General features: G+C 36.2%; 21 protein-coding genes. 9 read left to right on the forward strand and 12 right to left on the reverse strand.

Annotated features, from left to right (window positions below; genetic code table 11):
• The first annotated feature begins 245 nt into the window (after positions 1-245).
• The 4 genes from gpmI (at position 246) to MR054_RS01150 (ending at position 3878) form a co-directional block, all read left to right on the forward strand.
• Positions 246-1763 carry a 2,3-bisphosphoglycerate-independent phosphoglycerate mutase gene (gpmI, locus tag MR054_RS01135; RefSeq protein WP_242155372.1) on the forward strand — a complete coding sequence of 506 codons (1518 nt, stop codon included), beginning with the start codon at positions 246-248 and terminating at the stop codon, positions 1761-1763.
• Between the two features lie 214 nt (positions 1764-1977).
• Positions 1978-2796, forward strand: a complete 819-nt coding sequence (gene map, locus MR054_RS01140; RefSeq protein ID WP_242155374.1) for a type I methionyl aminopeptidase — start codon at positions 1978-1980, stop codon at positions 2794-2796.
• Positions 2796-3110: a cupin domain-containing protein gene (locus MR054_RS01145; protein WP_242155376.1), complete on the forward strand. Its 315-nt coding sequence runs from the start codon at positions 2796-2798 to the stop codon at positions 3108-3110. The genes map and MR054_RS01145 overlap by 1 nt, the downstream gene beginning before the upstream one ends.
• Before the next feature lie 3 nt (positions 3111-3113).
• Complete coding sequence (locus tag MR054_RS01150) at positions 3114-3878, forward strand: class I SAM-dependent methyltransferase (protein WP_242155378.1); 765 nt, start codon at positions 3114-3116, stop codon at positions 3876-3878.
• A 10-nt stretch (positions 3879-3888) separates the two neighbouring features.
• On the opposite strand, the gene MR054_RS01155 is transcribed toward MR054_RS01150, so the two are convergent.
• Both MR054_RS01155 and MR054_RS01160 read right to left on the reverse strand, forming a co-directional pair.
• Positions 3889-4863 (reverse strand): FAD:protein FMN transferase, encoded by a 975-nt coding sequence (locus MR054_RS01155; protein ID WP_242085645.1) that lies wholly within the window; start codon positions 4861-4863, stop codon positions 3889-3891.
• Positions 4864-4879: 16 nt separating this feature from the next.
• Positions 4880-5257, reverse strand: a complete 378-nt coding sequence (locus MR054_RS01160) for a Na(+)-translocating NADH-quinone reductase subunit F (protein WP_242085644.1) — start codon at positions 5255-5257, stop codon at positions 4880-4882.
• 65 nt (positions 5258-5322) lie between these two features.
• On the opposite strand from MR054_RS01160, the gene MR054_RS01165 reads away from it, so the two are divergent.
• Positions 5323-5775 carry a Na(+)-translocating NADH-quinone reductase subunit F gene (locus MR054_RS01165; protein WP_242155380.1) on the forward strand — a complete coding sequence of 151 codons (453 nt, stop codon included), beginning with the start codon at positions 5323-5325 and terminating at the stop codon, positions 5773-5775.
• Positions 5776-5995: 220 nt separating this feature from the next.
• Here MR054_RS01165 and nqrF read toward each other — a convergent pair whose 3' ends face one another.
• From nqrF to MR054_RS01195, 6 genes are all read right to left on the reverse strand, one after another.
• Complete coding sequence (nqrF, locus tag MR054_RS01170; protein ID WP_242086000.1) at positions 5996-7306, reverse strand: NADH:ubiquinone reductase (Na(+)-transporting) subunit F; 1311 nt, start codon at positions 7304-7306, stop codon at positions 5996-5998.
• Between the two features lies 1 nt (position 7307).
• Positions 7308-8081 carry an NADH:ubiquinone reductase (Na(+)-transporting) subunit E gene (nqrE, locus tag MR054_RS01175; protein WP_242155382.1) on the reverse strand — a complete coding sequence of 258 codons (774 nt, stop codon included), beginning with the start codon at positions 8079-8081 and terminating at the stop codon, positions 7308-7310.
• A gap of 73 nt (positions 8082-8154) precedes the next feature.
• Positions 8155-8799, reverse strand: a complete 645-nt coding sequence (locus tag MR054_RS01180; RefSeq protein ID WP_242085641.1) for an NADH:ubiquinone reductase (Na(+)-transporting) subunit D — start codon at positions 8797-8799, stop codon at positions 8155-8157.
• Positions 8800-8802: 3 nt separating this feature from the next.
• Complete coding sequence (locus MR054_RS01185) at positions 8803-9549, reverse strand: Na(+)-translocating NADH-quinone reductase subunit C (protein WP_242085640.1); 747 nt, start codon at positions 9547-9549, stop codon at positions 8803-8805.
• 2 nt (positions 9550-9551) lie between these two features.
• Entirely contained in the window at positions 9552-10778 is a 1227-nt protein-coding gene (locus MR054_RS01190; protein WP_242085639.1) for an NADH:ubiquinone reductase (Na(+)-transporting) subunit B, read from the reverse strand.
• Positions 10778-12133, reverse strand: a complete 1356-nt coding sequence (locus MR054_RS01195; RefSeq protein WP_242155384.1) for a Na(+)-translocating NADH-quinone reductase subunit A — start codon at positions 12131-12133, stop codon at positions 10778-10780. The genes MR054_RS01190 and MR054_RS01195 overlap by 1 nt, the downstream gene beginning before the upstream one ends.
• 157 nt (positions 12134-12290) lie before the next feature.
• Here MR054_RS01195 and MR054_RS01200 point away from each other — a divergent pair, with 157 nt between their 5' ends.
• Positions 12291-13541 (forward strand): type IX secretion system plug protein, encoded by a 1251-nt coding sequence (locus MR054_RS01200; RefSeq protein ID WP_242155386.1) that lies wholly within the window; start codon positions 12291-12293, stop codon positions 13539-13541.
• A gap of 85 nt (positions 13542-13626) precedes the next feature.
• Positions 13627-14013 carry a Co2+/Mg2+ efflux protein ApaG gene (gene apaG, locus MR054_RS01205; RefSeq protein WP_242085636.1) on the forward strand — a complete coding sequence of 129 codons (387 nt, stop codon included), beginning with the start codon at positions 13627-13629 and terminating at the stop codon, positions 14011-14013.
• Positions 14014-14194: 181 nt separating this feature from the next.
• On the opposite strand, the gene MR054_RS01210 is transcribed toward apaG, so the two are convergent.
• The gene (locus tag MR054_RS01210) at positions 14195-15193 is read right to left on the reverse strand and encodes a DUF6695 family protein (protein WP_242155388.1); all 999 of its coding nucleotides are present in this window, start codon (positions 15191-15193) and stop codon (positions 14195-14197) included.
• Positions 15186-15911 (reverse strand): NRDE family protein, encoded by a 726-nt coding sequence (locus MR054_RS01215; RefSeq protein ID WP_242155390.1) that lies wholly within the window; start codon positions 15909-15911, stop codon positions 15186-15188. Before MR054_RS01215 ends, MR054_RS01210 begins: the two co-directional genes overlap by 8 nt.
• A gap of 149 nt (positions 15912-16060) precedes the next feature.
• On the opposite strand from MR054_RS01215, the gene pruA reads away from it, so the two are divergent.
• Both pruA and MR054_RS01225 read left to right on the forward strand, forming a co-directional pair.
• Positions 16061-17689: an L-glutamate gamma-semialdehyde dehydrogenase gene (gene pruA / locus MR054_RS01220; RefSeq protein ID WP_242155392.1), complete on the forward strand. Its 1629-nt coding sequence runs from the start codon at positions 16061-16063 to the stop codon at positions 17687-17689.
• A gap of 343 nt (positions 17690-18032) precedes the next feature.
• On the forward strand, positions 18033-18989 hold the full coding sequence (locus tag MR054_RS01225; protein WP_242155394.1) for a tetratricopeptide repeat protein: 957 nt from the start codon (positions 18033-18035) through the stop codon (positions 18987-18989).
• 1 nt (position 18990) lies between these two features.
• Here the strand turns inward: MR054_RS01225 and MR054_RS01230 are convergent, their stop codons facing one another.
• Together MR054_RS01230 and rsmG are read right to left on the reverse strand one after the other, a co-directional pair.
• On the reverse strand, positions 18991-23937 hold the full coding sequence (locus MR054_RS01230) for a DUF8202 domain-containing protein (protein WP_242155396.1): 4947 nt from the start codon (positions 23935-23937) through the stop codon (positions 18991-18993).
• Between the two features lie 264 nt (positions 23938-24201).
• A complete protein-coding gene (gene rsmG / locus MR054_RS01235; protein ID WP_242085630.1) occupies positions 24202-24831 on the reverse strand; it encodes a 16S rRNA (guanine(527)-N(7))-methyltransferase RsmG in 630 nt (209 codons plus the stop codon).
• Positions 24832-24925 lie beyond the last annotated feature (94 nt).

The following is a 24925-nucleotide window of genomic DNA, read 5'->3' on the forward strand; positions in this document are numbered from 1 at the left end:
GATGAAAGATTTTAATTTGATTAATGATTCGTTTTTTGATACACTAAAGAGACGATTTTTTTTTTAATCTGTTACATAAAAAACAGAAAATAACATGTTTTTAACGTTTCATTTGTATTTCTTTAATACTCGTAAATAATTTTTAGGAATTTAAAAAAAAAATCGGGAATTACCTTATTCATATGGGCTTTCAGGGCTTATCTAGTACATCTTTCTTATCTTTGTTACCTAAAATTTTCATTGTAATGAATAAAAAAGTTATCCTTATGATTCTTGATGGATGGGGGCATTCCCCGGATCCCAAAGTGTCTGCTATCGATCATGCCAAGACCCCGTATATAGATGGGTTATATAAAAACTACGCATCTGCTCAGCTAAGGACCGATGGTTTAAATGTTGGACTTCCAGATGGTCAAATGGGTAACAGTGAAGTTGGACATATGAATTTAGGCGCAGGCCGTATTGTTTATCAAGATTTAGTAAAAGTCAATTTGGCTGTTGAAAATAAAACCCTTGAAAAAGAGCAAACCTTGGTTGATGCATTTAACTATGCAAAAGCTAATAATAAGGATGTCCATTTTCTGGGTCTTTTAAGCGATGGTGGTGTACATTCACATATTAATCATTTATTAGGACTAATTGACGCGGCTAACCATTTTGGTTTGGAACGTACTTTTGTACATGCCTTTACAGATGGTCGTGATGTAAGTCCGACCTCTGGATCCAGTTTTGTTACTCAATTAAAAGACCATATTAAAAACAACAATACCAAACTCGCCAGTATTACGGGTCGGTATTATGCAATGGATAGGGATAAACGTTGGGAACGTGTAAAATTAGCTTATGATGCTATCGTTAATGGTATAGGAGACCCATCCGAAGATGCTGTTGCTTCCATTAAACAAAATTATGAAAAAGGGGTCACGGACGAATTCATTAAACCAATCATTATGACCGATAAAAATAACGTCCCGATTGCAAAAGTTAAAGATGGTGATGTTATTATATTTTTTAATTTCAGAACGGACAGGGGAAGAGAACTTACAGAAGTTTTGACTCAAAAAGACTTTCATGAATATAATATGCACAAACTAAATTTACATTATGTGACCCTCACTAATTATGATGATAGCTACCAAAACATTAAAGTCATTTTTAATAAAGAAAATCTAACTGAAACTTTGGGGGAAGTATTAGAAAAAGACAACAGAAAACAAATTAGAATAGCAGAAACAGAAAAATACCCTCATGTCACTTTCTTCTTTTCAGGAGGTAGGGAAACACCTTTCGAAGGTGAGGAACGTATTTTAAGAAATTCTCCGAAAGTGGCTACTTACGACTTACAACCAGAAATGAGTGCTTTCGAATTGCGGGATGCACTTATCCCTGAATTGCAAAAAGGCGATGCAGATTTTGTATGTTTAAATTTTGCAAATGGAGACATGGTTGGTCATACAGGAGTTATGGAGGCGGCGGTAAAAGCTTGTGAAGCCGTAGACGCTTGTGTAAAAGATGTCGTTAACACCGCGTTGGAACATGGTTATACCACATTATTAATTGCCGATCATGGTAATTGCGAAACCATGATTAACCCTGATGGATCACCTCACACAGCCCACACCACTAATCCTGTACCTATTATCTTAATAGATAATGAATTAAAATCAATCAAGGACGGTATATTAGGTGATGTGGCACCCACGATTCTCAAACTTATGGGTATTAATCAACCTAAGGCCATGACTGGTAATACATTGATTTAAAATACTTTAAATTTATATTCAACCTAAAATTCCATCATTTTTAAGCTTATATCGATCCCTATATTTTCTCAGTATATTTTGATCGAACGACATCGGTGAATACTTATTCAAAAATTCTAAAGGCCTTTTGGATGTTTTGAAACCGACAAATAACAATCTATATCAAAAAGATAAAAAAGTTAATTTTAAGTATCTTTGCCATTATTTTTAAAAGATGATTGTAGTAAAAACAAAGGAAGAAATAGAATTGATGCGTGAAAGTGCGTTAATAGTATCCCGAACCTTGGGTATATTGGCAAAAGAAATAAAGCCGGGGGTTACCACGCTTCAACTTGATAAAATTGCGGAAGAGCATATAAGGGACCATGGAGCTGAACCTGGTTTTTTAGGTCTGTATGATTTTCCCAACACCCTTTGTATGAGTCCGAATGCACAAGTAGTTCATGGTATCCCAAATGGTGAACCTCTGAAAGAAGGGGATATTATCTCGATTGATTGTGGTGCTTTAAAAAATGGATTTTACGGTGATCATGCTTATACCTTTGCAGTTGGTGAGATCAATCCCGAAACTAAAAAATTATTAGAAGTCACAAAAGAGTCACTTTATGTTGGCATAAGGGCCTTTAAAAAAAATAACCGTGTAGGTGACGTAGGCTTTGCCATTCAAAACTATTGTGAATCTCATGGCTATGGTGTAGTTCGTGAATTGGTTGGTCATGGTTTGGGCACAAAAATGCATGAAGACCCAGAAATGCCCAACTATGGTAAACGTGGTCGGGGCAAGAAATTTGTTGAAGGAATGGTTGTAGCCATTGAACCCATGATAAATATGGGAACACACCGTATTAAACAGCATAGCGATGGTTGGACGATAACCACTCTGGACAATAAACCAAGTGCGCATTTTGAACACAATGTGGCATTAGTTGACGGTAAACCAGAATTACTCTCCACTTTCGGGTATATATATGAGGCATTGGGGATCGTAAGTAATGAGGAAGAAGAATTTAGACAACATCAATTAGTTTTATAATGATTGAAATTACCCAAATCGAACCAAAGGAAATAATTAAAGGCTGTAAAGGACGCTTTATACATGCCGAACGTTTTACTGTAGGGTTTTGGGAGATAGAAGTTGGAGCAGTCATACCTTTGCATTCCCATAAGCATGAACAAACCACCCAAGTTACTGAAGGTGAATTTGAAATGACCATTAATGGTATAACCAACCTTTACAAAGCAGGCTCCATAGTAGTGATCCCATCAAATGTTGTTCACGGTGGAAAGGCCATAACCAATTGTACTATTACCGATGTATTTTGTCCTGTTCGTGAAGATTATAAATAAGCATTGAAAACTTTTTTTAAAGCGATTCTTAACCTTTTTCCCAGACCAATACTCATTCGGTTGAGCTTTATCGTACGTCCTATTCTAGCTGTTTTTTTAAAGGGTACCAATTATACAGATCCTATAGACCATAAAAGTTTTAAAACCTTTCTGCCTTATGGATATGGTAAACAACGTAATAATGTGTTATCCCCTTCAACGTTATCATTAGAACGGCATAGATTATTGTGGTTATATTTAAAAAATGAGACCGATTTTTTTAAATCGAACTATAAAGTATTGCATTTTGCTCCTGAGCAAGCCTTTTATCACCGCTTTAAAACTTTGGGAAATTTAGATTATACTACCATAGACCTCCATTCACCATTGGCAGATATAAAAGCAGACATCTGTAATCTCCCCTTTGCCGACAACAGTTTTGACGTTATTTTATGTAACCATGTTTTAGAGCATATTACTAATGATATTAAGGCCATGCAAGAATTGTATCGCGTTATGAAAATTGGTGGCTGGGGTATATTTCAAATTCCTCAGGATTTAAAAAGAGAATACACATACGAAGACCCGAGCATCACCGATAGAAAAGAACGCGCTAAAATATTTGGACAATACGACCACGTTAGAATTTATGGTCTCGATTATTTTAATAAGCTTCGTTCCATTGGATTTAAGGTGGTAGAATGTGACTATACGTCGACATTGACACTTGATGAAATTGACAAATACCGCTTAGCTCCTGGTGAACTCATTCCTGTGGTCTATAAATAATGTCTTCTCATTATTCAGGAAACCCATTTAGCGAAAGTGTCTCCAATTCCTGCTTATCATTCTCAAAAATTAAATAAACCTGTAATTCCGGATGCGATTTTAATAAGGTTTTTATTTTTTCAATCCCCATAGTTTTAAAAGCTGTGGCATAGGCATCGGCAATCATACAGTCATCCGCTATTACAGATATGCTCAACAAATTGGTTTTACTAGGATATCCTGTTTTGGGATCAATAATGTGTGCATAACGATTACCCCTTTTATCCACCTTAAATTTCCTATACGTTCCAGATGTTGCCATGGCTTTTTGTTCAAGAGTAATAATGTGATTTATGGATTGTGTCCCATCAAAATTTGGATTTTCCACCCCCACTTTCCAGAGTAGATTTTTTTCAGCATTAATGCCATTTGCCTTGAGTTCCCCTCCGATATCAACCAAATAATTAGTAATACCATGGGAATTTAAATACTCAGCTATAACATCAACGGCGTAGCCCTTAGCAATGGCATTAAAATCTAAAAAAGTCTCTTGGGGCTTTTTTATACGGTTAGACTCAAGGGTTACCTTTTCCAAACCTACAGAACGCATTAAGCTATCAATTGTAAGACTGTCAAGATCCATTATTTTCCCTTCAGGACCAAAATCCCAAGCATTCACAATGGCACCAATTGTTGGATCGAAAGCACCATCAGTAGCTTCATATATTTTTTTTGAAGCCTTAAATACGGTTATAAAATGATGGTCTACGGTGTTGGTTTCATTTCTATTTAGCTTTGAAATATCTGAATTTAACTGATACGTAGACATCGATTTATTAATAACGTAAAACAAGCTGTCAACCTGTTTTTGATAATTGATATCCGAAGCATAAGTCACTCTGTAATAGGTTCCAAAAACAGAGCCTTGAAGACGGGTGTTTTTGGTAGGATGGTTACATGATAAACAATAAATAACAATACAGGAAGCAGTAATTATTCGAATCATAATTATCAAGAAGCTGTTAATTCAAATTGGTTTCAATAACTTGTATACCATTGTATTCGAGCAAATATTCCTCGTTTAAATATATTGGCAAATGTTTTCCATTTAAATTTCCTAATCCAACACCAGCATACAATACCTTAGCATTTTTCTCTTCGGCATGCTTTTTAAAAGATTCCATCCATACCACATCATAGTTGTTGGGATTATCCGGTAAAATAACCACCCTAACAATAACAAAATAATATTGGTTTTTCTTATCAATACAAACAAATTGTGGGTGCTTTTTAAGCTTGCTATTAACGGCGATAAATTCAAATCCTTGTTGTTCCAAATCTTTTCCAACATGGTTCATGGCTAGATTATGCAATTCTTGTTCTGTAAGGGCTTTGCTCATAAGACAAAAATAATATTATAATTAATTCTTTTTTTGTAATTTAATACAGAAATATCAATAAAACTTTGAGGAAAACAACAAATCGCTTTGAATCTGCGTTAAAAAAACTGTATACGGCGTTTCATAACAATACCTTAAACCCCGAGTGTTGTAAGCAGTGTGCTGTAGGAAATATATTGGATAATTCAGATAGCTGGAAACATCTTTCTGACACCCATGGATCATTACAATTAAATTATATCGGTAGAGTAAATGAAGTATTTGATAAACGTTTTAATGGATACTCACCGTCTGAATTACTGCAAATTGAGGCCACTTTTTTAAAAGCCTGTGGTTATCAATTACCGCTTCACCATAAAAACAAAAAGCCTAAAAATCCCACCGCTAAAGACAATTTATTTAAAGGGCTTTCAGCAGTTATAAGTTATTTATGCTATCTCGATAACATCGATAACTTTATGGATTATATTGAACGACTTATTCCCCAAAAAACGTCTTCAGAACTGACCTTCAAATAGTAAGTCTTTTATTTTATTGAGTTGAACTCAATTTATCAAAAAACTTGAAAAAACACATTCCTTTGTTAAAACTTAGTACATGATCGCATCGCTCCTCAAATGAATTGATGGTGTTCAACAAGTAACTTTTAACATTGAAAAAGCCCCAACATTCTTATGCAGGGGCTTGTTTTATTAGGATGCTGAATCAAGTTCAACATAACCTTATTAAGTTCATTAATTATCCACCAAAATCATCAAATCTAATATGTTCATCAGGAATACCAAAATCTTCACCCATCTTTTGTACTGCTTGATTCATTAATGGAGGGCCACAAAAATACAATTCAATATCTTCCGGGGCATCATGCTTACTTAAATAGTTGTCTATCACGCAGTTATGTATAAAACCCACAAAGCCATCACCTTCTTCATCATTAATATCCTTCTTAACTTTCCAATTATCCTCAGGTAATGGTTCGGACAATGCCAAATAAAATTTGAAGTTTGAAAAATCTTTTTCCAATTGCTTAAAGTGATCTAAATAAAATAGTTCACGTTTGGAACGTCCTCCGTACCAATAAGTTACCTTTCTATTCGTTTTTAAAGTCTTAAATAAATGGTATAAATGTGATCGCATAGGCGCCATACCTGCTCCACCTCCCACATAAAGCATTTCACTCTCAGATTCGTTAATGAAGAATTCACCATAAGGTCCTGAAATCGTTACTTTATCTCCCGGCTTTTGGGCAAAAATAAATGATGACGCTACCCCTGGATTCACATCCATCCATCCATTTTTAGAACGATCCCAGGGAGGTGTGGCAATACGCACATTTAACATAATTTCACGTCCTTCCGCCGGATAAGAGGCCATGGAATAGGCGCGTTCAACCGTATCATCATTTTTCATAACTAATGGCCATAATCCAAACTTATCCCATTCGGCTTGAAACTTATCCGGTGAATCATGTTCTTCGGGGTGTGCTGTAATATCTATATCAGCATACTTAATTTGACAAGGAGGAATTTCAATTTGTATGTAACCTCCCGCTTTATAATTCATATCCTCCGGAATTTCAACGACAAATTCCTTAATAAACGAGGCTACGTTGTAGTTTCTAACAACTGTTGCTTCCCACTTTTTAATTCCAAAAACTTCTTCCGGAATGGTGATATCCATGTCTTGTTTTACTTTAACTTGACATGCTAATCGCGCACCGTGCTGTAATTCTTTCCTTGTAAAGTGCGGTGTTTCAGTTGGTAGAGCTTCTCCACCACCTGACAATACATGGCATTCGCATTGAATACAAGTGCCTCCACCTCCACAAGCTGATGGTAAAAATATTTTCTGACTACCTAAAGTGGATAACAAACTACCGCCGGAAGCGACTTCAATTTCCTTTTCACCATTTATGGTAATCTTGACCGGTCCAGATGGGGACAATTTTTCTTTTACAACTAACAATAAGGCCACCAATAATAACGTAATAACTAAAAACGCTACTACGGTTACGACCATGGTTCCTGCTGTACCTGCGGCTAAAATCATGTTACTCATTTACTTTTGTGTTGTTCGCTAATTTTTGATTTATCTGGGGACTCTGTTCTTTGTCCTCTTCAAAGGAATTGGCCGTATTAAACTCAATATCCGAATCTTCCTTAACCTCCGAGTGAACAATATTTTTATCCTCTTTAGCTCCATCGTCACCACCCGTGAGCATTCCTCCAAAACTCATAAAACCAATAGCCATTAATCCAGTGGTAATAAATGTAATTCCCAAACCTCTTAAGGCAGGAGGGACATTTGAATATCTTATTTTTTCACGTATAGCAGCAATGGCTAAAATAGCCAAAAACCACCCAATGCCTGAACCTATTCCATATACCGTTGCCAAGCCCAAACTTGGAATTTCTCTCGATTGCATAAACAATGACCCCCCTAAAATAGCACAGTTAACAGCAATTAAAGGCAAAAATATACCAAGAGAGTTATATAAGGCCGGAGAAAATTTTTCGACTACAATTTCTACCAACTGCACCATTGTAGCTATGGTTGCAATAAACATGATGAAAGATAAAAAACTTAAATCATAATTGGCATATTCTTCCCCCAGCCAAGTCAGGGCTCCCGGTTGTAGCAAATATTGGTCAAGCAACCAGTTTAAAGGCACTGTAATCGCTAAAACAAATATTACAGCTGCTCCAAGACCAACAGCAGTACTTACTTTTTTTGACACCGCCAGATAAGAACACATTCCTAAAAATGTGGCAAAAACCATATTATCTATGAATATCGACTTAAAAAATAATTCTATATATTCCATGTTCTTTTATTTTTTTAATCAGCCCCGGTTAACAGATGTTCTTTACATTGTTATTTTGAACTGCTCAATAATTTTAGTCTTCTATTAAAGCTTTATTTCTTGATCGTTGCACCCAAATGATAATTCCAACCACAATTAAGGCCATTGGTGATAACAACATAAATCCATTATTTTCATACCCAATAGCATAAATTCCTGTTTTTTCTATAGGATCTCCTAATACTTTAAATCCTAATAAGGTTCCTGATCCAAATAATTCTCTAAAGAAACCTACTATTACCAAAATAATACCATAACCCGCTGCGTTGCCAACTCCATCTAGAAATGAACGCCATGGTCCATTACCTAAAGCGAAAGCTTCAAAACGGCCCATAATAATACAGTTGGTGATAATCAATCCAACAAATACCGATAAGGTTTTACTTAATTCGTAGGCAAATGCTTTTAGCACCTGATCCACTATAATTACCAAAGTAGCCACCACAACCAATTGAACAATAATTCTTATCTTGGAAGGAATAATGTTTCGCATTAAGGAAATAACCACATTACCAAGTCCTAGCACAAATAATACAGATATAGCCATTACTATAGAGGCCTTTAATTCGGCAGTAATTGCTAAAGCTGAACATATCCCCAAAACCTGAATAGTAATTGGGTTATTATCGGTTAATGGATCTAATATTAATTTGCTATCCTTTTTAGATAAAAGTGCCATAAACTAATTATTTTTTAAATTTTCAAAATAAGGTACATAAAGCTTTAAATCACTTTTAATCATAGCAGACACACCATTACCAGTAATGGTTGCACCAGCTATAGCATCTACCTCGTTATCGGTTTTATTTTCATTTTTGGGATCGGCATTACCTTTAGCCACATCGACACCTTTGAATTCACCATTCGATTTTAAGTGCTCTCCAATAAAGTCATCCATAAAAAATCGTTCCTTAATATTAGCACCCAATCCCGGTGTTTCTCCTTTGTGATCAAAATAAGCCCCTTGTATCACCATATCTTTATCCATGGCTATATACGCCCAAATGGCATCCCATAAACCCTTACCATATATCGGAGCGATATAGTAAGTTTTACCTTCTCGCTCACCTATGAACAGGGGCAGTCTTCTTTCTAATCCCGCTTTAGCATTGGCCTGTTCCTTTTTGACATCAATCAGGTAGGCTTGATTATCCTCTGTTACTTTATCACCTTCAATAATCAATTGTTTTTTAATGTACTGATCAAATAATTGTGGTGCATCCTCAGTTGACACAAAATTAGCACTGCTTTCATCATTTTCATTAATCCCCATGGCATACAAAATATTCTGTTGCTTTTCTAGTCGCTTATTTTCATCTATATTTGGTTTTAGTGCAGAAGCCGCAAATGCTAATAACGACCCTACAACTATAACCATACCTATGGCAAATAGAATAGTGTATGAGTTTTTTTCTGTTCTTTTTTCCATCGTTAAACAGTTTTAACTTTTAAACGTTTCATTCTCTTTCTTACATTTCCTCTAACAACATAGTGATCTATGGTTGGAGCAAATACGTTCATTAACAATATCGCCAACATCACACCTTCTGGATATGCTGGGTTGAAGACCCTAATCAAAATAGAAATAAAACCAACTAAGAATCCGTAAATCCATTTTCCCTTATTGGTTTGAGAAGCCGTTACGGGATCGGTGGCCATAAAAACAGTACCAAAGGCAAAACCACCAATAATTAGGTGATGCCACCATGTTGTATTCATTAATCCGAAAAATTTACTGCCTTCTGAAATAATGCCCGCATCAACAATAACATTAAAGATTAATCCCATTACAATAGCACCTAAAACTGAAGATAACATTATCCTCCAACTTCCAATCTTTGTAAAAATCAAAAACAAACCGCCCAATAAAATCAAAAGTGCCGATGTCTCTCCAACCGAACCCGGTATAAACCCTAAAAACATTTCACTAATTGAATAATCTGGCTGTTGGCCTTGAGCTAAACTACCTAAAATAGTTTCACCAGAAATAGCATCTAAATTCGCCCCAGCTGCAATCTCTTTCGATCGCTCAACAGCACCGTGTACCCATACCTTATCCCCACTCATCCAAGTAGGATAGGCAAAGAACAAGAAGGCACGAATGGTTAAAGCTGGATTAAGAATATTCATTCCTGTACCACCAAAAATTTCCTTACCTATCACCACACCAAAAACAACAGCAACGGCTAACATCCATAAGGGAATATCCACAGGTACTATTAACGGCACCAACATTCCGGTAACCAAATACCCTTCTTCAACTTCATGGCCTTTGATAATTGCGAAGATAAATTCAATACCCAATCCAACACCATAGGACACAATAACCAAAGGAAGAATTTTCCAAAAACCAACTAAAAAGTTATCCATTGTCCAAAATTCAGGACTGAAAAACCCTTGTGTCACAGACTGAATTTCACCTAAGGCCAAATGATGTTGGTATCCGGCGTTGAACATACCAAAAATCAAACACGGTATCATAGCCATGATAACGGTATTCATAGTACGCTTTAAATCATCTGCCGCTTTAATGTGTGTTCCACCATGGGTGGTGTCATTCGGTAAGAATAAAAACGTATGAATAGCAGAAAAAGCAGGTAACCACTTTTTACCCCTATTTTTTTCTTTAAAATTATGTAACTTACTTTTTAAACCCATTATCCTATCTCTTTAAGCATTAAGTCCAAACCTGCTCTAATTATTTTTTGATGCGGTTGTTTAGACACACATATAAATTCTGTTAATGCAAAATCTTCAGGTGCGACTTCATACATGCCTAAAGCCTCCATTTCATCAAGATCTTCATACATACACGCCTTTAAAATTTGCATGGGATAAATATCAAAAGGAAATACTTCCTCATAATTACCCGTCACTACAAAAGCCCTGTGCTCTCCATTTGTGTTTGTGTTTAAATCATATTTCTTACTTGGATTTAACCACGAAAAGGTCAATGCTCTGGAAGTTGATACTTTATTGAATATAGGTTTATTCCAACCAAAAAACTCATAATCATCCCCTTCCGGAATTACAGAAATAACATTACTGTAATAGTCCAAAGCTCCATCAGGGTCGATTTGCTTTCCGGTCAGTACGTTGCCAGAAATAATACGAACATGGGCATCTTTAGCTATGCCTTTATCATAAATCATTGTGGAAACCTCACTACCTATTAGTGTTTTAAAATATCTTGGTTTTTCTACCGACGAACCTACTAAAGCGACAACACGTTCTGCATGAAACTTACCTGTTAATAACAGTTCACCAATAATAACAAGATCTTGTGGATTAACCGTCCAAACCGTTTCACCTTTATTTATTGGATCAATTTTATTGATTTGTGTCCCGACATTTCCAGATGGGTGGGGTCCGCTAACGGTATGTAAGGTTATCCCAGATAATTCTAAAAAAGGAGAATTTGTATGCTTTCCAACAGTTACATGAACGTGACCCTCAGTAAGCTTGCTCAGTGCAGTCACTGCAGCTTGCAATTCATCCGTTTTACCTTGAAGTGCGAAATCTAAATCTGCCGCTAGGGGAGCACTGGCATAACCGGAAACAAAAATGGCTTTTGGTGACTTATTCGGATTGGCAATTACATCATAAGGACGTTGTTTAATAAATGGCCAGCAGCCTGATGCCAGGAGATAATCTTTTATGGTATCGGGTTTGGCCCCATGAACATCCAACTTACCAAAATCGAAATAGGCCTGTGATTTGTCGGCTTCAATTTTAATGGCATCGATACGCCTTTTTGGTCCTCGAACCACTTCTATAACTTTACCTGAAACAGGAGAAGCGAATTTTATGGCCTCGTTATTCTTATTGAAAAACAAGGTTTGCCCGGCCTTTACCTGTGTTCCTTCTTTTGCTATAAGTTTTGGGGTGATTCCGTGAAAATCTTCTGGTCTTATGGTGCAGTAGTTACTGATTATAGCCTGTTCAAGAGTTATTTCAGCTTCACCTTTAAGTTTAATGTCCAGACCTTTTTTAATACGAATGTCGTTTGACATATTTACTATATTGAATATTAGTTGTCTAAAAATCGGTGCAAAAATACAAATTTAATACACAGTTTTTATAAAAATGGCCCATAATTTTATTTACAAAATTGTTGTTTCTCCTTAAGGAACGAATTTTGTTTATATTTACCAAAAACAATGCTGAACAATGTCTCTTAAATCTACTTTATTTGTATTTATCGGTTTACCCTTTTTGGTATTTACCCAAGTACAAGAAGTTAATCCTCCGGACTATATTAAAACCATATACTTTAAAGGCAATACACCAGAAAGTCAATTACCAGTATTAAAATTAGGCGAATATTTGGTTTTGGAATTCGATGCCCTCAATGGTAACGAAGATGATTATTATTATAAAATCACACACTACGATTTTGACTGGACCCCTTCAAAATTGGTGCAGTCGGAATATATGGATGGTTTTGATAACCAGCGTATTAGAAATTACGAGAATTCATTTAACACCTACCAAATCTACTCTCATTATAAACTTACCATTCCCAATAAACAAACCCGAAAGCTAAAAGTTTCCGGGAATTACCTCATCAGTATCTTTGACAGCTATGGGGACTTAGTGTTCTCGAGAAAGTTTATGATTTATGAACCTAAGGCCAATGTTGGTGTGACCTTAAAGCGTTCAAGGGACCTGCGATACATAGATCAAAAACAACGCGTAGAAATAGTTATTTCTCCAATTAACATGTTACTTAACAACCCTAAACAAACCGTTAATACCCTGATTGTTCAAAACAATAACCTTAACACAGCCATAAATAATCTTAAGCCCCAATTTACTGTGGGTAACCAATTGATATATAAATACGATATTGAATCCAGTTTTTGGGGTGGTAATGAATATTTGTTTTTTGAAAATAAAGATGTAAGGGCTGCCAATACCGGAGTTGAAGCGATAGAATTAAAAGATATTTATCATAATTATTTATTTACCAATTTTGAAAGAGCTTCCAGACCGTATACCTACAACCCGGATATCAATGGGAATTATTTAATCCTTAATATTGATGCCGATAACCCAGCTATTGAAGCCGATTACGTTTGGGTACATTTTTCCCTTTTACCTAACGCATCATTCAAAAATAAGTCGATCCATATTTATGGCAATTTTAATAATTACTCCATTGATGATAGCACTAAACTGGTATATGATGAGTATACTGATCACTACCATGGTGCGTTATTATTAAAGCAAGGATTTTACAATTACAAATATGTAGCTGTTAGTGATGAAAACCGTATGTTAGATGAGGGTCTTGTAAGTGGTAATTTTTATCAAACTGAGAACAACTACAAGGTATTAGTATATTATAGGGATTTAGGCGCACGTTACGATAAAATTATTGGTTTGGGAGAGGGTAGTTCGATTAACATCTCCAATTAAATACATTTTATCGGTTTTTGTAATTTACTGAAGCTAAAATTTCTTATTTTAGCCAACCTAAAGGTATTGTTTATCAGTCATTAACATGGTTCAACAAGTAACTAAAGGCATAAAGATTTCGGTTGAAACAAACTACGAAGGGTCATTTTATAAAAACTATAAAATTCAATATGCCTTTGGGTATACCGTAACCATTGAGAATCAAAGTAAGGATTCCGTCCAATTATTAGCACGTCATTGGAACATATTAGATGCCTTAAACAATCTTGAAACGGTTACCGGTGATGGTGTTATAGGCAGAAAACCGGTTTTAAAACCCGGTGAATCCCATACTTATACTTCTGGTTGTTTATTGACTTCCCCATTTGGTGCCATGTTTGGATACTACAATATGGTTAACTTTACTACCACCAAAAATTTTAAGGTATCCATTCCAACATTTAAGTTAAGTACTCCGTTTGCTATGAATTAATTCTAGCTGTTCATTATTTTGTCTTTAATGGACCATATAAAAGTCCTAAATTTTAACCTTAATGCCACATGCTATGTTGATGCCTTCTATCTTTCACCAGGGTTTCATGCAACACCTATTGATCAAGGCAAGAATGATTACTAAATGATCGGTAGATTAGTTTTGAGTTCTGACATAAGAGCTAACCTTCACGCTTTCGATCAAACCGAAAAATTTTTCCATTTTGTTTAACGTGGAAAAATTTACAGTTGGAATAATGAATAAATTCAAAATCGAGATTATAATTAAAGGAAGGGTTGTTTACTTGGTAACTGTCATACACATCAATATTCCCATAAGGTGAAATACGTTTAAAACGATAGGCCACATCATGACCACTATGGTGCAGTTCAAACCATGCCCCAGCCGCGATCCCGGAAAGCCATTGGGCTTTTTCGTGCAAATTTTCAATCATCCTGGGCTCTAAGGTCCCTACAAAATGTGGCTCATACGTTTTTAATTTATCTAAAAAACACCGCAGATTTTCACTCTTCTGAGATCCTCGAAATTCTGATATAATACCCGATTCGGACACTTCATATATATAATTTTCGGTGTCGGCTAAAATCACATTACCGATCGTACTAGGTGTGAACCATTTTAATTTTTTAAGCTTTTGTTTAATACTTAAATCCGTTACCGAGGCAATGAGACTATCCGTTACAAAACGCGCACAATTGCAGGCATCTTTTAAAAAAGCTGCATATCTTATAAAGTGTTTATTCTGCATCCCTGTGATATGAATTCTAGCTTTCTGGTAGTCAACGGCACTGCAAACTGATGCAATTAATTTGCCATCACCATGGGTTAATTTAGGATTTGTTGCCAAAAACTTTAATATATCATCCAGGTTTTTTATGACACCATTTTCTATTTTGGCTGTTATTGGAAAGTCCAATTCGCTATCGGTATCCTTACCCCTGACTCTACCTGTGGGTTCAGGTGTAATGTAACGACCAAAATCGTGGTATTCCAAAAGACCCGTTTCTTTGTCTATCAAGACTAATGCGGCATGTCCCGCACGAACATAATTTCTTTTACCAATCCCGAAATACTTTAAAAAAGGTGAAAACCATTCTTTAGACACCATTACAATGGTCTCTGGATAAGCTAGAGTTAAAATAATGCCACCTTTACTCATTAACTATTGGGGAAAGGTTGAACGTTTTTTGATAAATAGATTGATTTTGCAGATTTTCATAACGCATATCAATAACCCTCTTTTGTTTTTCAATTTGAGTTATACTTGTAGTTTTAACAAAACCTCTGTTCATAATAACCCCATAATCTTTATTGCCATTTCCTGCAGTTTTATGAAATTTCAATAAAGTAACATCATTCAATTGTTGTGTCGCTTTAAAATTCCTGAACCAATCTAGACGTTCTTCCTTCATTGTTTGACTGTAAAGGGTGGTTGATGACCAGAGCTTAGGCTCAAGAGGCAATTCGGTAAAATGGGCCGTCATTCCGTCCCAGATAAGTTCATAGAACTTTAGTCCTGCATTCCAATCTGCCAACACCATTGTAAATGGTTCTATATTTTGATAATCATAAGCTTCAACTTCATCCGTTAAGGTTTTAAAAATCAAGAAATCTTTAGCCACCAGGCCTCTGCTTTTTTTGTAAATAGGTTTTCGTTTATGTCTTATAAATCCCCCATTTAAAACACATACCACCCGATTCTTGTCACTTATACCAATCCAGGTGCCTCCAGAAACTTTGTCCTTTGGAAAAAGTAGCGATGTATCCTTAATGTTATAAAATTCTGGAGGGAGAGATTCTCTGTTCGGGGCCTCATCCCTGTTTGAAGTTAATATAAAATCATGTTCTCCCTTTGGGACTATAGTTACTGTACACATACCAAAATTAGTCTCGAAAGTGCTTGCAACTTACAAAAAATAAACAAATTTTAACGCGTATTTAGCATTTAGAAATTCTAACAATCCTTAGAAAATTCGTAATTTTGCGGACCATTTAATAATAAATCAATATTAAAAAACTGAAAATTATGGGAAAAGGCTTTTTTAACGTGCCAATTGCGATTAATGAACCTGTTAAAAGTTATGCACCAGGATCTACAGAACGCGATGCCGTGCTTACTGCATATAGAGACATGTTTAACAGTAAAGTTGATGTTCCATTATATATAAACGGTAAAGATGTTATTACAGGTAACACCAGAACAATGTCACCACCCCATGATCACCAACACATTGTAGGAACGTATCATGTTGCCGAAAAAAAACACGTGGAAGATGCCATCGCCACGGCTTTGGAAGCAAGAAAAACATGGAGCCTAATGCCATGGGAACAACGCGCTGGTATTTTTTTGAAAGCCGCCGAATTGATAGCCGGTCCTTACCGGGCTAAAATAAATGCAGCCACAATGATTGCCCAATCTAAAACGATTCATCAAGCTGAAATTGATTCAGCTTGTGAATTGATTGATTTTCTGCGCTTCAATGTTCAATATATGACTGATATTTATTCGGAACAACCTGAAAGCACCTCCGATGCCTGGAACCGAGTAGAATACCGTCCGCTGGAAGGATTTACTTATGCAGTTACACCGTTTAACTTTACGGCTATTGCTGGGAATTTACCCTCATGTATGGCACTTATGGGAAATGTGGTAGTTTGGAAACCGAGTGATAGTCAAATTTATTCTGCCAAAGTGATTATGGATGTATTTAAGGAGGCCGGAGTACCTGCAGGTGTTATTAACGTCGTTTTTGGAGACCCCGTCATGATTACCGATACCATTCTATCCAGTCCGGATTTTTCCGGCTTACATTTTACAGGGTCCACATTTGTATTTAAAGAACTATGGAAACAAATTGGTAATAATATACACCATTACAAAACCTACCCGAGGATTGTAGGTGAAACAGGTGGCAAAGATTTTATCATTGCTCATAAAACGGCAAATGCAAAACAAGTAGCCACAGCAATTGTGCGAGGTGCATTTGAATTTCAAGGTCAAAAGTGTAGCGCAGCATCCAGGGCTTACATCCCACAAAGTCTGTGGAAGGAGGTAAAAAACCATGTTATGGAAGACATAAATTCCTTTAAGATAGGATCCCCCGAAGACATGAATAATTTCATTACTGCAGTCATTCATGAAGGGTCATTTGATAAATTAACTAAATACATCGACCAAGCCAAATCCGATAGTGAGGCTAATATTATTGCCGGTGGAGGTTATGATAAAAGCAAAGGCTATTTTATTGAACCCACGGTTATAGTAACGACTAATCCTAAATACACAACGATGTGTACCGAACTTTTTGGACCTGTTATTACCATTTATGTATACGATGATGATGCCTATAAAGAAACCTTAAAATTAGTTGATGAAACCAGTGAATATGCATTAACAGGTGCTGTACTGGCAACTGACCGATATGCCATTTCAGAAGCCACAAGAGCCTTGCAAAACAGCGCCGGAAACTTTTATATAAATGACAAGCCTACAGGTGCTGTGGTAGGACAACAACCCTTTGGTGGTGCACGGGCATCAGGCACCAACGACAAAGCAGGAAGTGCACAGAACTTATTGCGCTGGGTATCTCCGCGACTGATAAAGGAAACTTTTGTTACCCCAACGGATTACCGTTATCCCTTTTTAGGGGCGTAACCTATGTTTAATATGGAGTTCAGAGCCCATTTTGGATATTTATCGAGATGGTCTCTGAATGCTACCATTAGACCCTTATTCTATTTTTTTATCATGACACGTATTGAATGAAGTCAATATGGCGTTGGTATTCCCTGAACATTATCGTCCTTTTTCAAAAATACGATTCCCATTAGAGCAGGAATTCATTTAGTCTGCAGACTTGTCCCATTTATCCTTTTAAATTGAAAAATCTCCTTAATTTTAGAACAATCTGGATTAATTCATTTTCTTATTCTTTTTAAAAAAAATAATCCTAACTTTAGTTCTTAAAAACGGCATGTTTTTTGTTAAATATATTGCGATGAAAAAGCTATTAATCACCTTATTGATTGTAGTCCCCATGCTTACATTCGGGCAAGCCAATAAATTGTTCAGACAAGCACAAAGGTCTACCGACTTAAAAGAAAAGATTGATTTATTGGATCAGGTCATCGCCTTGGAACCTAATAATCTTGACGCCTATTTTTATCGTGCCCTCGCCAAGAATGATATGGGAGATTATCAAAGCGCAATAGTTGATTATTCTAAAATTCTACTTATTGAACCAGATGCAGATACCTATTTCAATAGGGGTAATTCCAGGTATAATTTAGAGGATTTCCAAGGTGCTAAAGCAGATTATGAAAAAGCATTCGAACTGGACAATTCATTCATTGATGCACTTTATAGTCTTGCATGTACCAAATACGATTTAGGCGAATATGAGGGTGCTATTGCAGATTTCAACAAATTAACCAGAGCTATTCCCGATCTCCAAATAGCATATACGCTGAGGGGGTCAGCTTACGCCGCACTAGAAGATTACAAAGAAGCACTCAAGGATTATTCTACAGCCATTTTAATAAGCCCGGATTCTGATGCCTTTTTTAACAGGGGCGTTTTATTTTTGGATATTAAATATTTTCAAAAGGCAAGAGCTGATTTAAATATTGCTATAAGATTAAATAAAGACAATCCCTTTCTCTACTTTTACAGAGGGACCTCTAATTTATTTTTAGGAAAATTTGAAGAGGCACAAGAAGATTATTCAACCGCATTGAAATACGATTCAAAAGATTTTGATGCTTGGCTGGGTCTAGCTATGACGCACTTAAAAATGAATGCTTTAGACCAGGCCAAAACAGATTTCAGTAAAGCAAAATCCATTGTTGGATTCGATCCCCGTAAAGACGGTTTAGAACAGTTCTCCAAGTCATACTGGTATTCCAAACATTACTATTATTTTAAGAATAATTTTGATGAGTTAACCAAGCTTTAAACTATCTAAGCATAATCTTTTTTCTGATTGTACCCTTATCCGTTTTAATATTTAGAATATATAAACCTTTTTTAATTTTTATAACGATGGTTTCATCTCCCGAATGACCTCCGAAATCTCCTATTGCCTTTCCATCAAAATTAAACAGACCTATATTCTCAATCATAAAATTAGTGTTCTCTTTTACAATGCTCAACATCCCTTCGTGAGTATTATAGGTCATGGCCAAACCAATTCCTTTATTCTTTTTGATATCCATAACTCGGGGCTGAAAGACCAATGAAAATCTTTCATCATAAATTCCGGGTTCCATATACATTTTATAAGGATTATCGTTTATTAAATAAGTTGTGTTTGTTTCCCTGTCTTGTATATAAATTTCAAAACTCGAATCTAAGTTTTCTATATCTTTCAAAGAAATGGAAACTTCTCCCGCTTGTTTTACCCTAATACCAATTGGAAACGCCTTAGTAGACTCAAAACCAGAAACGCCTTGAATGACGAATTCATGATCTGCAAGAAGCCAGTACATATCATCCTTATTGACATCTATCATCGGGGCATCAAATCCAAAATCGAAATCATCTGTAGCATGGTCGTCAGTACCAATTAATAAATACCGTTTGAATCCCGTTGGAAAAGTGCACGCCAGACGGATTTTGTAACGGTTATCAACACTTTCCACATTGACAATGTCCTTTTTCGTTTTAGAACTTGATTTAAAAAACACGGAACCTTCATTGGTACCGGTAATTCCCTCGGTTTCAAAAACGCGCTGGCTATTTTTAAATGTTATCGTGCCCCCTTCAACAGTTGATGTAGTGCCATCAATACCCAACGGTAACGTTGTACTTACAAAAAATCCTTGGTTTACAGGTATGTATCGTTCTGGTATTTTACCTCCCCCTTGTGATGGTGATGTGTTATTAATAAGGTCATCCGTGGCATAGGCTTCGGTACCACCAATTAGGGTGTAAGTGGCATACCCTCCAACATAATCGGATAGATAATGCGAATCCACATCCCCGAAATGATGCCAGAAGTATAAAACACCATTAAATACATTAACTGTATTCCTTCCCGTCTCTCCACTAATGGTATCTGTGGTTTTTATGTGATCCAAAATAAATTCATTGGCATCCAGGGCCGATGGGTATGGATTACCTATTAAGCGTTGCACGTCGCCCGATGACTTATCCAATTCCAAAGAAATATCTCCATTATTGGGAATACCTTTAAACACGTAATTTTGAAGTGTGTTTATATCTATTGAACCAGAGGTTCCTTTCATGGTGAACCCTTCACCGGGAAGTAGCGACGAGGATTCCGTAATTTTTGACCATGTATTATAATCGTCAGCAGGACCGTAAAATTTATATAGCCAGCGGGTACTTATTGTGACCGGTGACGGCGGTGTGTCCGAATCGGCCGCAGTAATCGACGGATCAAAATTGATAGTTTCATAGGATGATGATGTCGTTCCATCATTCAATACGCCCGAAATGGTATAATTGCCATTGATGTGTTCTTCACCAGTACCCCGTGTAACAGAATTTCCAGATATTGGCCCGACAGATGATGACCAGTAATTATAATTGTAACTATTGGCTGTTCCTTGTTGATCTCGTTCCAGGTAACCTCCACTATCGGCATCAATAATACTGCCTTCGCTTTGAAGAAGTTGGGATTCTCCAACCAGATCTATGACACCATCCAATTCCAAATAATGTGAAATGGTCAAAGACTGACCTGAATTGGTCTCATCTTGTAATTCATTGGGGTCAGCTATGGTTAAGGTTCCATCAGTAGACACCAACCCGAGCAAACTAATATCCCGATCTCCTGAAGAAATATCATGGGAAGTCTCAACAATGTTCCAATCAATGGTAGTAACACCATCCAAACTTAGAGCATTTGGTAACATCACCTCAGTACCATTAGCCCAGGTACTTTCAGAATCCCATGCACCGTTTGATATCGACTGATAAGGCAAAGGGGTGGTTTGGGAATCGACGACGGACTTATCTTTATTTAAATACTTAATTCTTAAGAAATTATTATTATCGGAAAACCCTTCAGCCGTCGAACCACAAAATGAATTGAAATTATAATATGCCTTTAATTTGCTCCATTCTATAGTAGCAAATTCATTGCTCACTGCTGCCTGGGGTAAAATACTTCCATTTGCATAAAACGTACCGCCAACATCCATTTTTTCAAGTTCCTGGTTCAACAAATATCTTATTTGATTCTCGCTAAGAGCTTGGTCCCATACATAAATCTCATCTATAAGGCCTAAAAATGGATTTTGGATATTATTTTTATCAATATAAAGAGCACCTAAGGAAAATCGATTGTAATTGGGTGACGGTGCCACTACATTTTGTTCCGATTTATCCAAAACACCATCAACATAAATAAAAATGGTTCCACTATTATAAACAAATGTCAGTTGGTGCCATTTATTATCATTCAAAACCATTGAAGATGTAAACCTCGGGGTAACCGAATCGTCAAGCATTACTTCTATTTGATGAGAACTGTTGAGTCTGAGTTGCAATTTATCGCCTTTGGACATGATTGTCCTGGTCGTAGTCTGGCTCGAATTCGCTTTTACCCAAGCTGATATTGTAAAGGCATTAATATTGAGATTTAAATTGTACTCACCAACCATGTAATCATTTGAACCTATATTTACAGCATGGTTTTCTAGAAGTTTAGCGGCTTTACCAAAGGTAAAATACAGTGTGCCATCAAAATCGTACCAGGTTTCTAAATTCGAACTGCCATCGGACTTTAAGGGTATAACATCTATTATATCACTATTGGTAAAATTGGAATTATCAGCAACAATTAGCACATATTCCTCATCCGTTCCCAAAGGAAAACTGCTAAATGCCGACGATGGAATGGAAACATAGACATTTTCTACATCACTATTTACATCTTCAACGGTTTCAACGACTTTCCATTTTCTATCAATTCTGGTTAGGCTAGTGGTTATACCTGTAGCAACAGTAACCGTATTGGTATTGGTGCCGTTATATGCATCGTTATTAGACCCCCAGACTAAAAAGTCGCCGTCCTTATTAAACTCATTAATATTTGAACTGTTGGTTGAAAATATACCATTAAATCCAATGGTGACTTCATTGGTCGTATTTAAAGTTTTAGATTGTTTTTGATTTAAATCTGAAATGGAATCCCTGCCAATTCCGGCAACGTGATAATTAAATCCGGTATTGGCTGACACGTCCCAAACAGAGGTCCCAAAAGAATTGATATAATCCTTTTGTGCTTCATAAGAGCTTCCTAAAGTAATACCATATTTAATGGCCAAGTAGGATTCTATCTTTTGTCTGTCCGCCTCGGGAACCCGTTCTGCAAAAGTGAATATTTCAGCCACTCGACCATTTAAACTTCCCGCTACATCATAATTTTTACCGATCCAATATTCCGTTCCCAAAGTAACATCCGGTTCTGGAACCGTATCAACATAACCTACATTTGTAAAGGATATATCACTAACACTTGAAGTGGTTAGAACCTGTGAGTTATATAAAATATCTTGACCGGTAGGTGACGTGTCAGAATTATTCCTAACGTTTATAATTCCTGCATTAGCATAAGTACTGCCTGTTTCGGCTTCACCATTAAAACTTCCTCCTCCCGGAATATCTTGGTTATATGATAAGGTTTCATTCGTAAATTCTGATGAATAATCTCCAAAACCAACACCGGTCATATCACCGGCATTGCCGGAATCAATTCCCGCAAATATGGTATTTCTGGAAGAAGCACTGGACATGGTTGCCTCAGGAATCATGACTATAAAAATATCTTGACTGTAAAACCCATTAGAACTGTTATACATGAATTGTTCTGTACTGCCTCCGTCATTCTCAAACTTTAAAACAGGATTGAAATTTATATTGTTACCCGCATCATCTAAATAGGCCGGTTCTTTCCCAGAATCGGCAACGGCATCCTTGCTATTGGTTCCAACATCTGCCCATTTCGAAACTTTTGAATTACCATCTTTTGTAATACCTCTGGAGGCTTTCAGCCATAACCTAAAATCAGCGGTAATACCGCCTGGTCCCGGAATATTAAAATCGAACATTTCTGCACTGACATTAAACGTAAATGTCGTGTTATCGGAATTGGAAATACTAATGGTCGAGGTAAGTGTACCTGTTGTTTTAGGATCTGTTACAGGGGCATTAAAGGTCACCATAAAAATGATATAAGATCCGGGGCTTATACTTTGCGATAAGGTGGTTGGAGTATAATCGGGTAACAACACATAGGACGCAACGGAAAAATCACTTAACGAACTTGTTATGGCTGTTACGTCTAAGGAACAACTGCCTGTACTGGCAATGATGAAATTTCGCGTGACAGAAGCTCCTTCCTCAACCACTCCAAAATAAGTACCATTAGTGGCATTGGTTACTGTTGAGGCGTGGGAAATATCGGCGAAAGGAGAACCTCCCAAAACATTAATTTCCGGAGATCCGGCCAGAGTAAACTCAAAGGTAAAATCACCATTGTTTCCATTTAAGGCAATGGTCACCAAAGTGCTGTTGGCACATCCTCCGTTAACATTCGTTATGGTAAAATCGGTGTATTTATCTCCGTTACTGCATTCCTCCGGTTTAATATTTTTTGGAAGGGTTTCATGACTTAACGTAAAACCTGTTGAGGGATCCAATGTAATTTCTTCCACTTTCAAATTGGCACATTTTCCTCCACCGGTAATAACGTTTTTAATTCTAAAGGACAATGCATTACCGGCTGTGATACTAATAATGTCATATTCATAGACAATCTCACCACCAATAATTTCAACTTGGATATCGCTTTGTGAATAACCACTAAAAGTTACAAGAAAAAATAAAAAGGCAAATCCATGCCAATTGAACTTTAATTTTGAGAGTGTGTTCATTAAGTCTTTACTAAATAGCATTTACATGCACAAAAATAGACTCAATTTTGAATTAATAACGATAAAGTGTATAAAATATCGGATGAAATACATTATTTTAACCGTTTATCGATGTTTTAGGATGTTTTCTTACAATTTTACAGTATCGTTTGTCATTCTAAAAATATCCAAAACGCCATTTTTTGTAGGTATTGAATGACAAAAAGCATCATATCTCGTTTTAAAGACTAATATGTGTTGCTCATATTGTAGCGGCAAAAACTTTTAATATCTATTTTTTACAGGCAAGTGTACAACCTTTTTAGTACTAAAAAATTCTTCATCATAACATTTATTTAAATCGTAAATATGGGCCTTTTTATAGTCTTGAAGTTCGTCTGTTAAATCACCGCCCTTTAAATAAAGAATACCATTTTTTAAATCATGCCTTTGTTGTTTTGCAATTTTACCCTTAACCCAATGTACAAATGTAGGCATTGTCGCTACTGCCCGACTTACTATAAAATCGTATTCACCACCTATGGATTCAACCCGACTATGTGTTGTTTCTACATTAGTTAATCCCAATCCAGATACGACCTCATCCACCACTTTTATTTTTTTACCAATACTATCCACCAAATGGAAATTAGACTCCTGAAACATAATAGCTAACGGTATTCCAGGAAACCCACCTCCCGTTCCGACATCAAGGATTCGACTTCCTGGTTTAAATTGAATCACCTTTGCAATTCCCAATGAATGCAATACATGGCGCAGATATAGCTCTTCTATATCTTTTCTGGAGACCACATTAATTTTCAAATTCCAATCCTTGTAAAGCGCTTCAAGACTTTTAAACTTGAGTATTTGATCGTGTGTGAGTTGTGGGAAATATTTTAAAATAAGATCCATTTTTGTTAAATTTTAAACAAAAATATAGCATTTACATGCATTTTTTTGTTTAAAAACGTTATAACTTCCATTCGTTTATACCTATCTTTGCGCC

It is taken from the genome of Aestuariivivens sediminis (assembly GCF_022662105.1).
Classification (GTDB): Bacteria; Bacteroidota; Bacteroidia; order Flavobacteriales; family Flavobacteriaceae; genus Aestuariivivens; species Aestuariivivens sediminis.

Excerpts from the sequence above, each read along its gene's own strand:
- gpmI (WP_242155372.1), top strand. The coding sequence starts at position 246 with ATGAATAAAAAAGTTATCCTTATGATTCTTGATGGATGGGGGCATTCC.
- map (WP_242155374.1), top strand. The coding sequence starts at position 1,978 with ATGATTGTAGTAAAAACAAAGGAAGAAATAGAATTGATGCGTGAAAGT.
- MR054_RS01145 (WP_242155376.1), top strand. The coding sequence starts at position 2,796 with ATGATTGAAATTACCCAAATCGAACCAAAGGAAATAATTAAAGGCTGT.
- MR054_RS01155 (WP_242085645.1), bottom strand. The coding sequence starts at position 4,863 with ATGATTCGAATAATTACTGCTTCCTGTATTGTTATTTATTGTTTATCA.
- MR054_RS01160 (WP_242085644.1), bottom strand. The coding sequence starts at position 5,257 with ATGAGCAAAGCCCTTACAGAACAAGAATTGCATAATCTAGCCATGAAC.
- nqrF (WP_242086000.1), bottom strand. The coding sequence starts at position 7,306 with ATGATTTTAGCCGCAGGTACAGCAGGAACCATGGTCGTAACCGTAGTA.
- nqrE (WP_242155382.1), bottom strand. The coding sequence starts at position 8,081 with ATGGAATATATAGAATTATTTTTTAAGTCGATATTCATAGATAATATG.
- MR054_RS01180 (WP_242085641.1), bottom strand. The coding sequence starts at position 8,799 with ATGGCACTTTTATCTAAAAAGGATAGCAAATTAATATTAGATCCATTA.
- MR054_RS01185 (WP_242085640.1), bottom strand. The coding sequence starts at position 9,549 with ATGGAAAAAAGAACAGAAAAAAACTCATACACTATTCTATTTGCCATA.
- MR054_RS01190 (WP_242085639.1), bottom strand. The coding sequence starts at position 10,778 with ATGGGTTTAAAAAGTAAGTTACATAATTTTAAAGAAAAAAATAGGGGT.
- MR054_RS01195 (WP_242155384.1), bottom strand. The coding sequence starts at position 12,133 with ATGTCAAACGACATTCGTATTAAAAAAGGTCTGGACATTAAACTTAAA.
- MR054_RS01200 (WP_242155386.1), top strand. The coding sequence starts at position 12,291 with ATGTCTCTTAAATCTACTTTATTTGTATTTATCGGTTTACCCTTTTTG.
- apaG (WP_242085636.1), top strand. The coding sequence starts at position 13,627 with ATGGTTCAACAAGTAACTAAAGGCATAAAGATTTCGGTTGAAACAAAC.
- MR054_RS01210 (WP_242155388.1), bottom strand. The coding sequence starts at position 15,193 with ATGAGTAAAGGTGGCATTATTTTAACTCTAGCTTATCCAGAGACCATT.
- MR054_RS01215 (WP_242155390.1), bottom strand. The coding sequence starts at position 15,911 with ATGTGTACAGTAACTATAGTCCCAAAGGGAGAACATGATTTTATATTA.
- pruA (WP_242155392.1), top strand. The coding sequence starts at position 16,061 with ATGGGAAAAGGCTTTTTTAACGTGCCAATTGCGATTAATGAACCTGTT.
- MR054_RS01225 (WP_242155394.1), top strand. The coding sequence starts at position 18,033 with ATGAAAAAGCTATTAATCACCTTATTGATTGTAGTCCCCATGCTTACA.
- MR054_RS01230 (WP_242155396.1), bottom strand. The coding sequence starts at position 23,937 with ATGAACACACTCTCAAAATTAAAGTTCAATTGGCATGGATTTGCCTTT.
- rsmG (WP_242085630.1), bottom strand. The coding sequence starts at position 24,831 with ATGGATCTTATTTTAAAATATTTCCCACAACTCACACACGATCAAATA.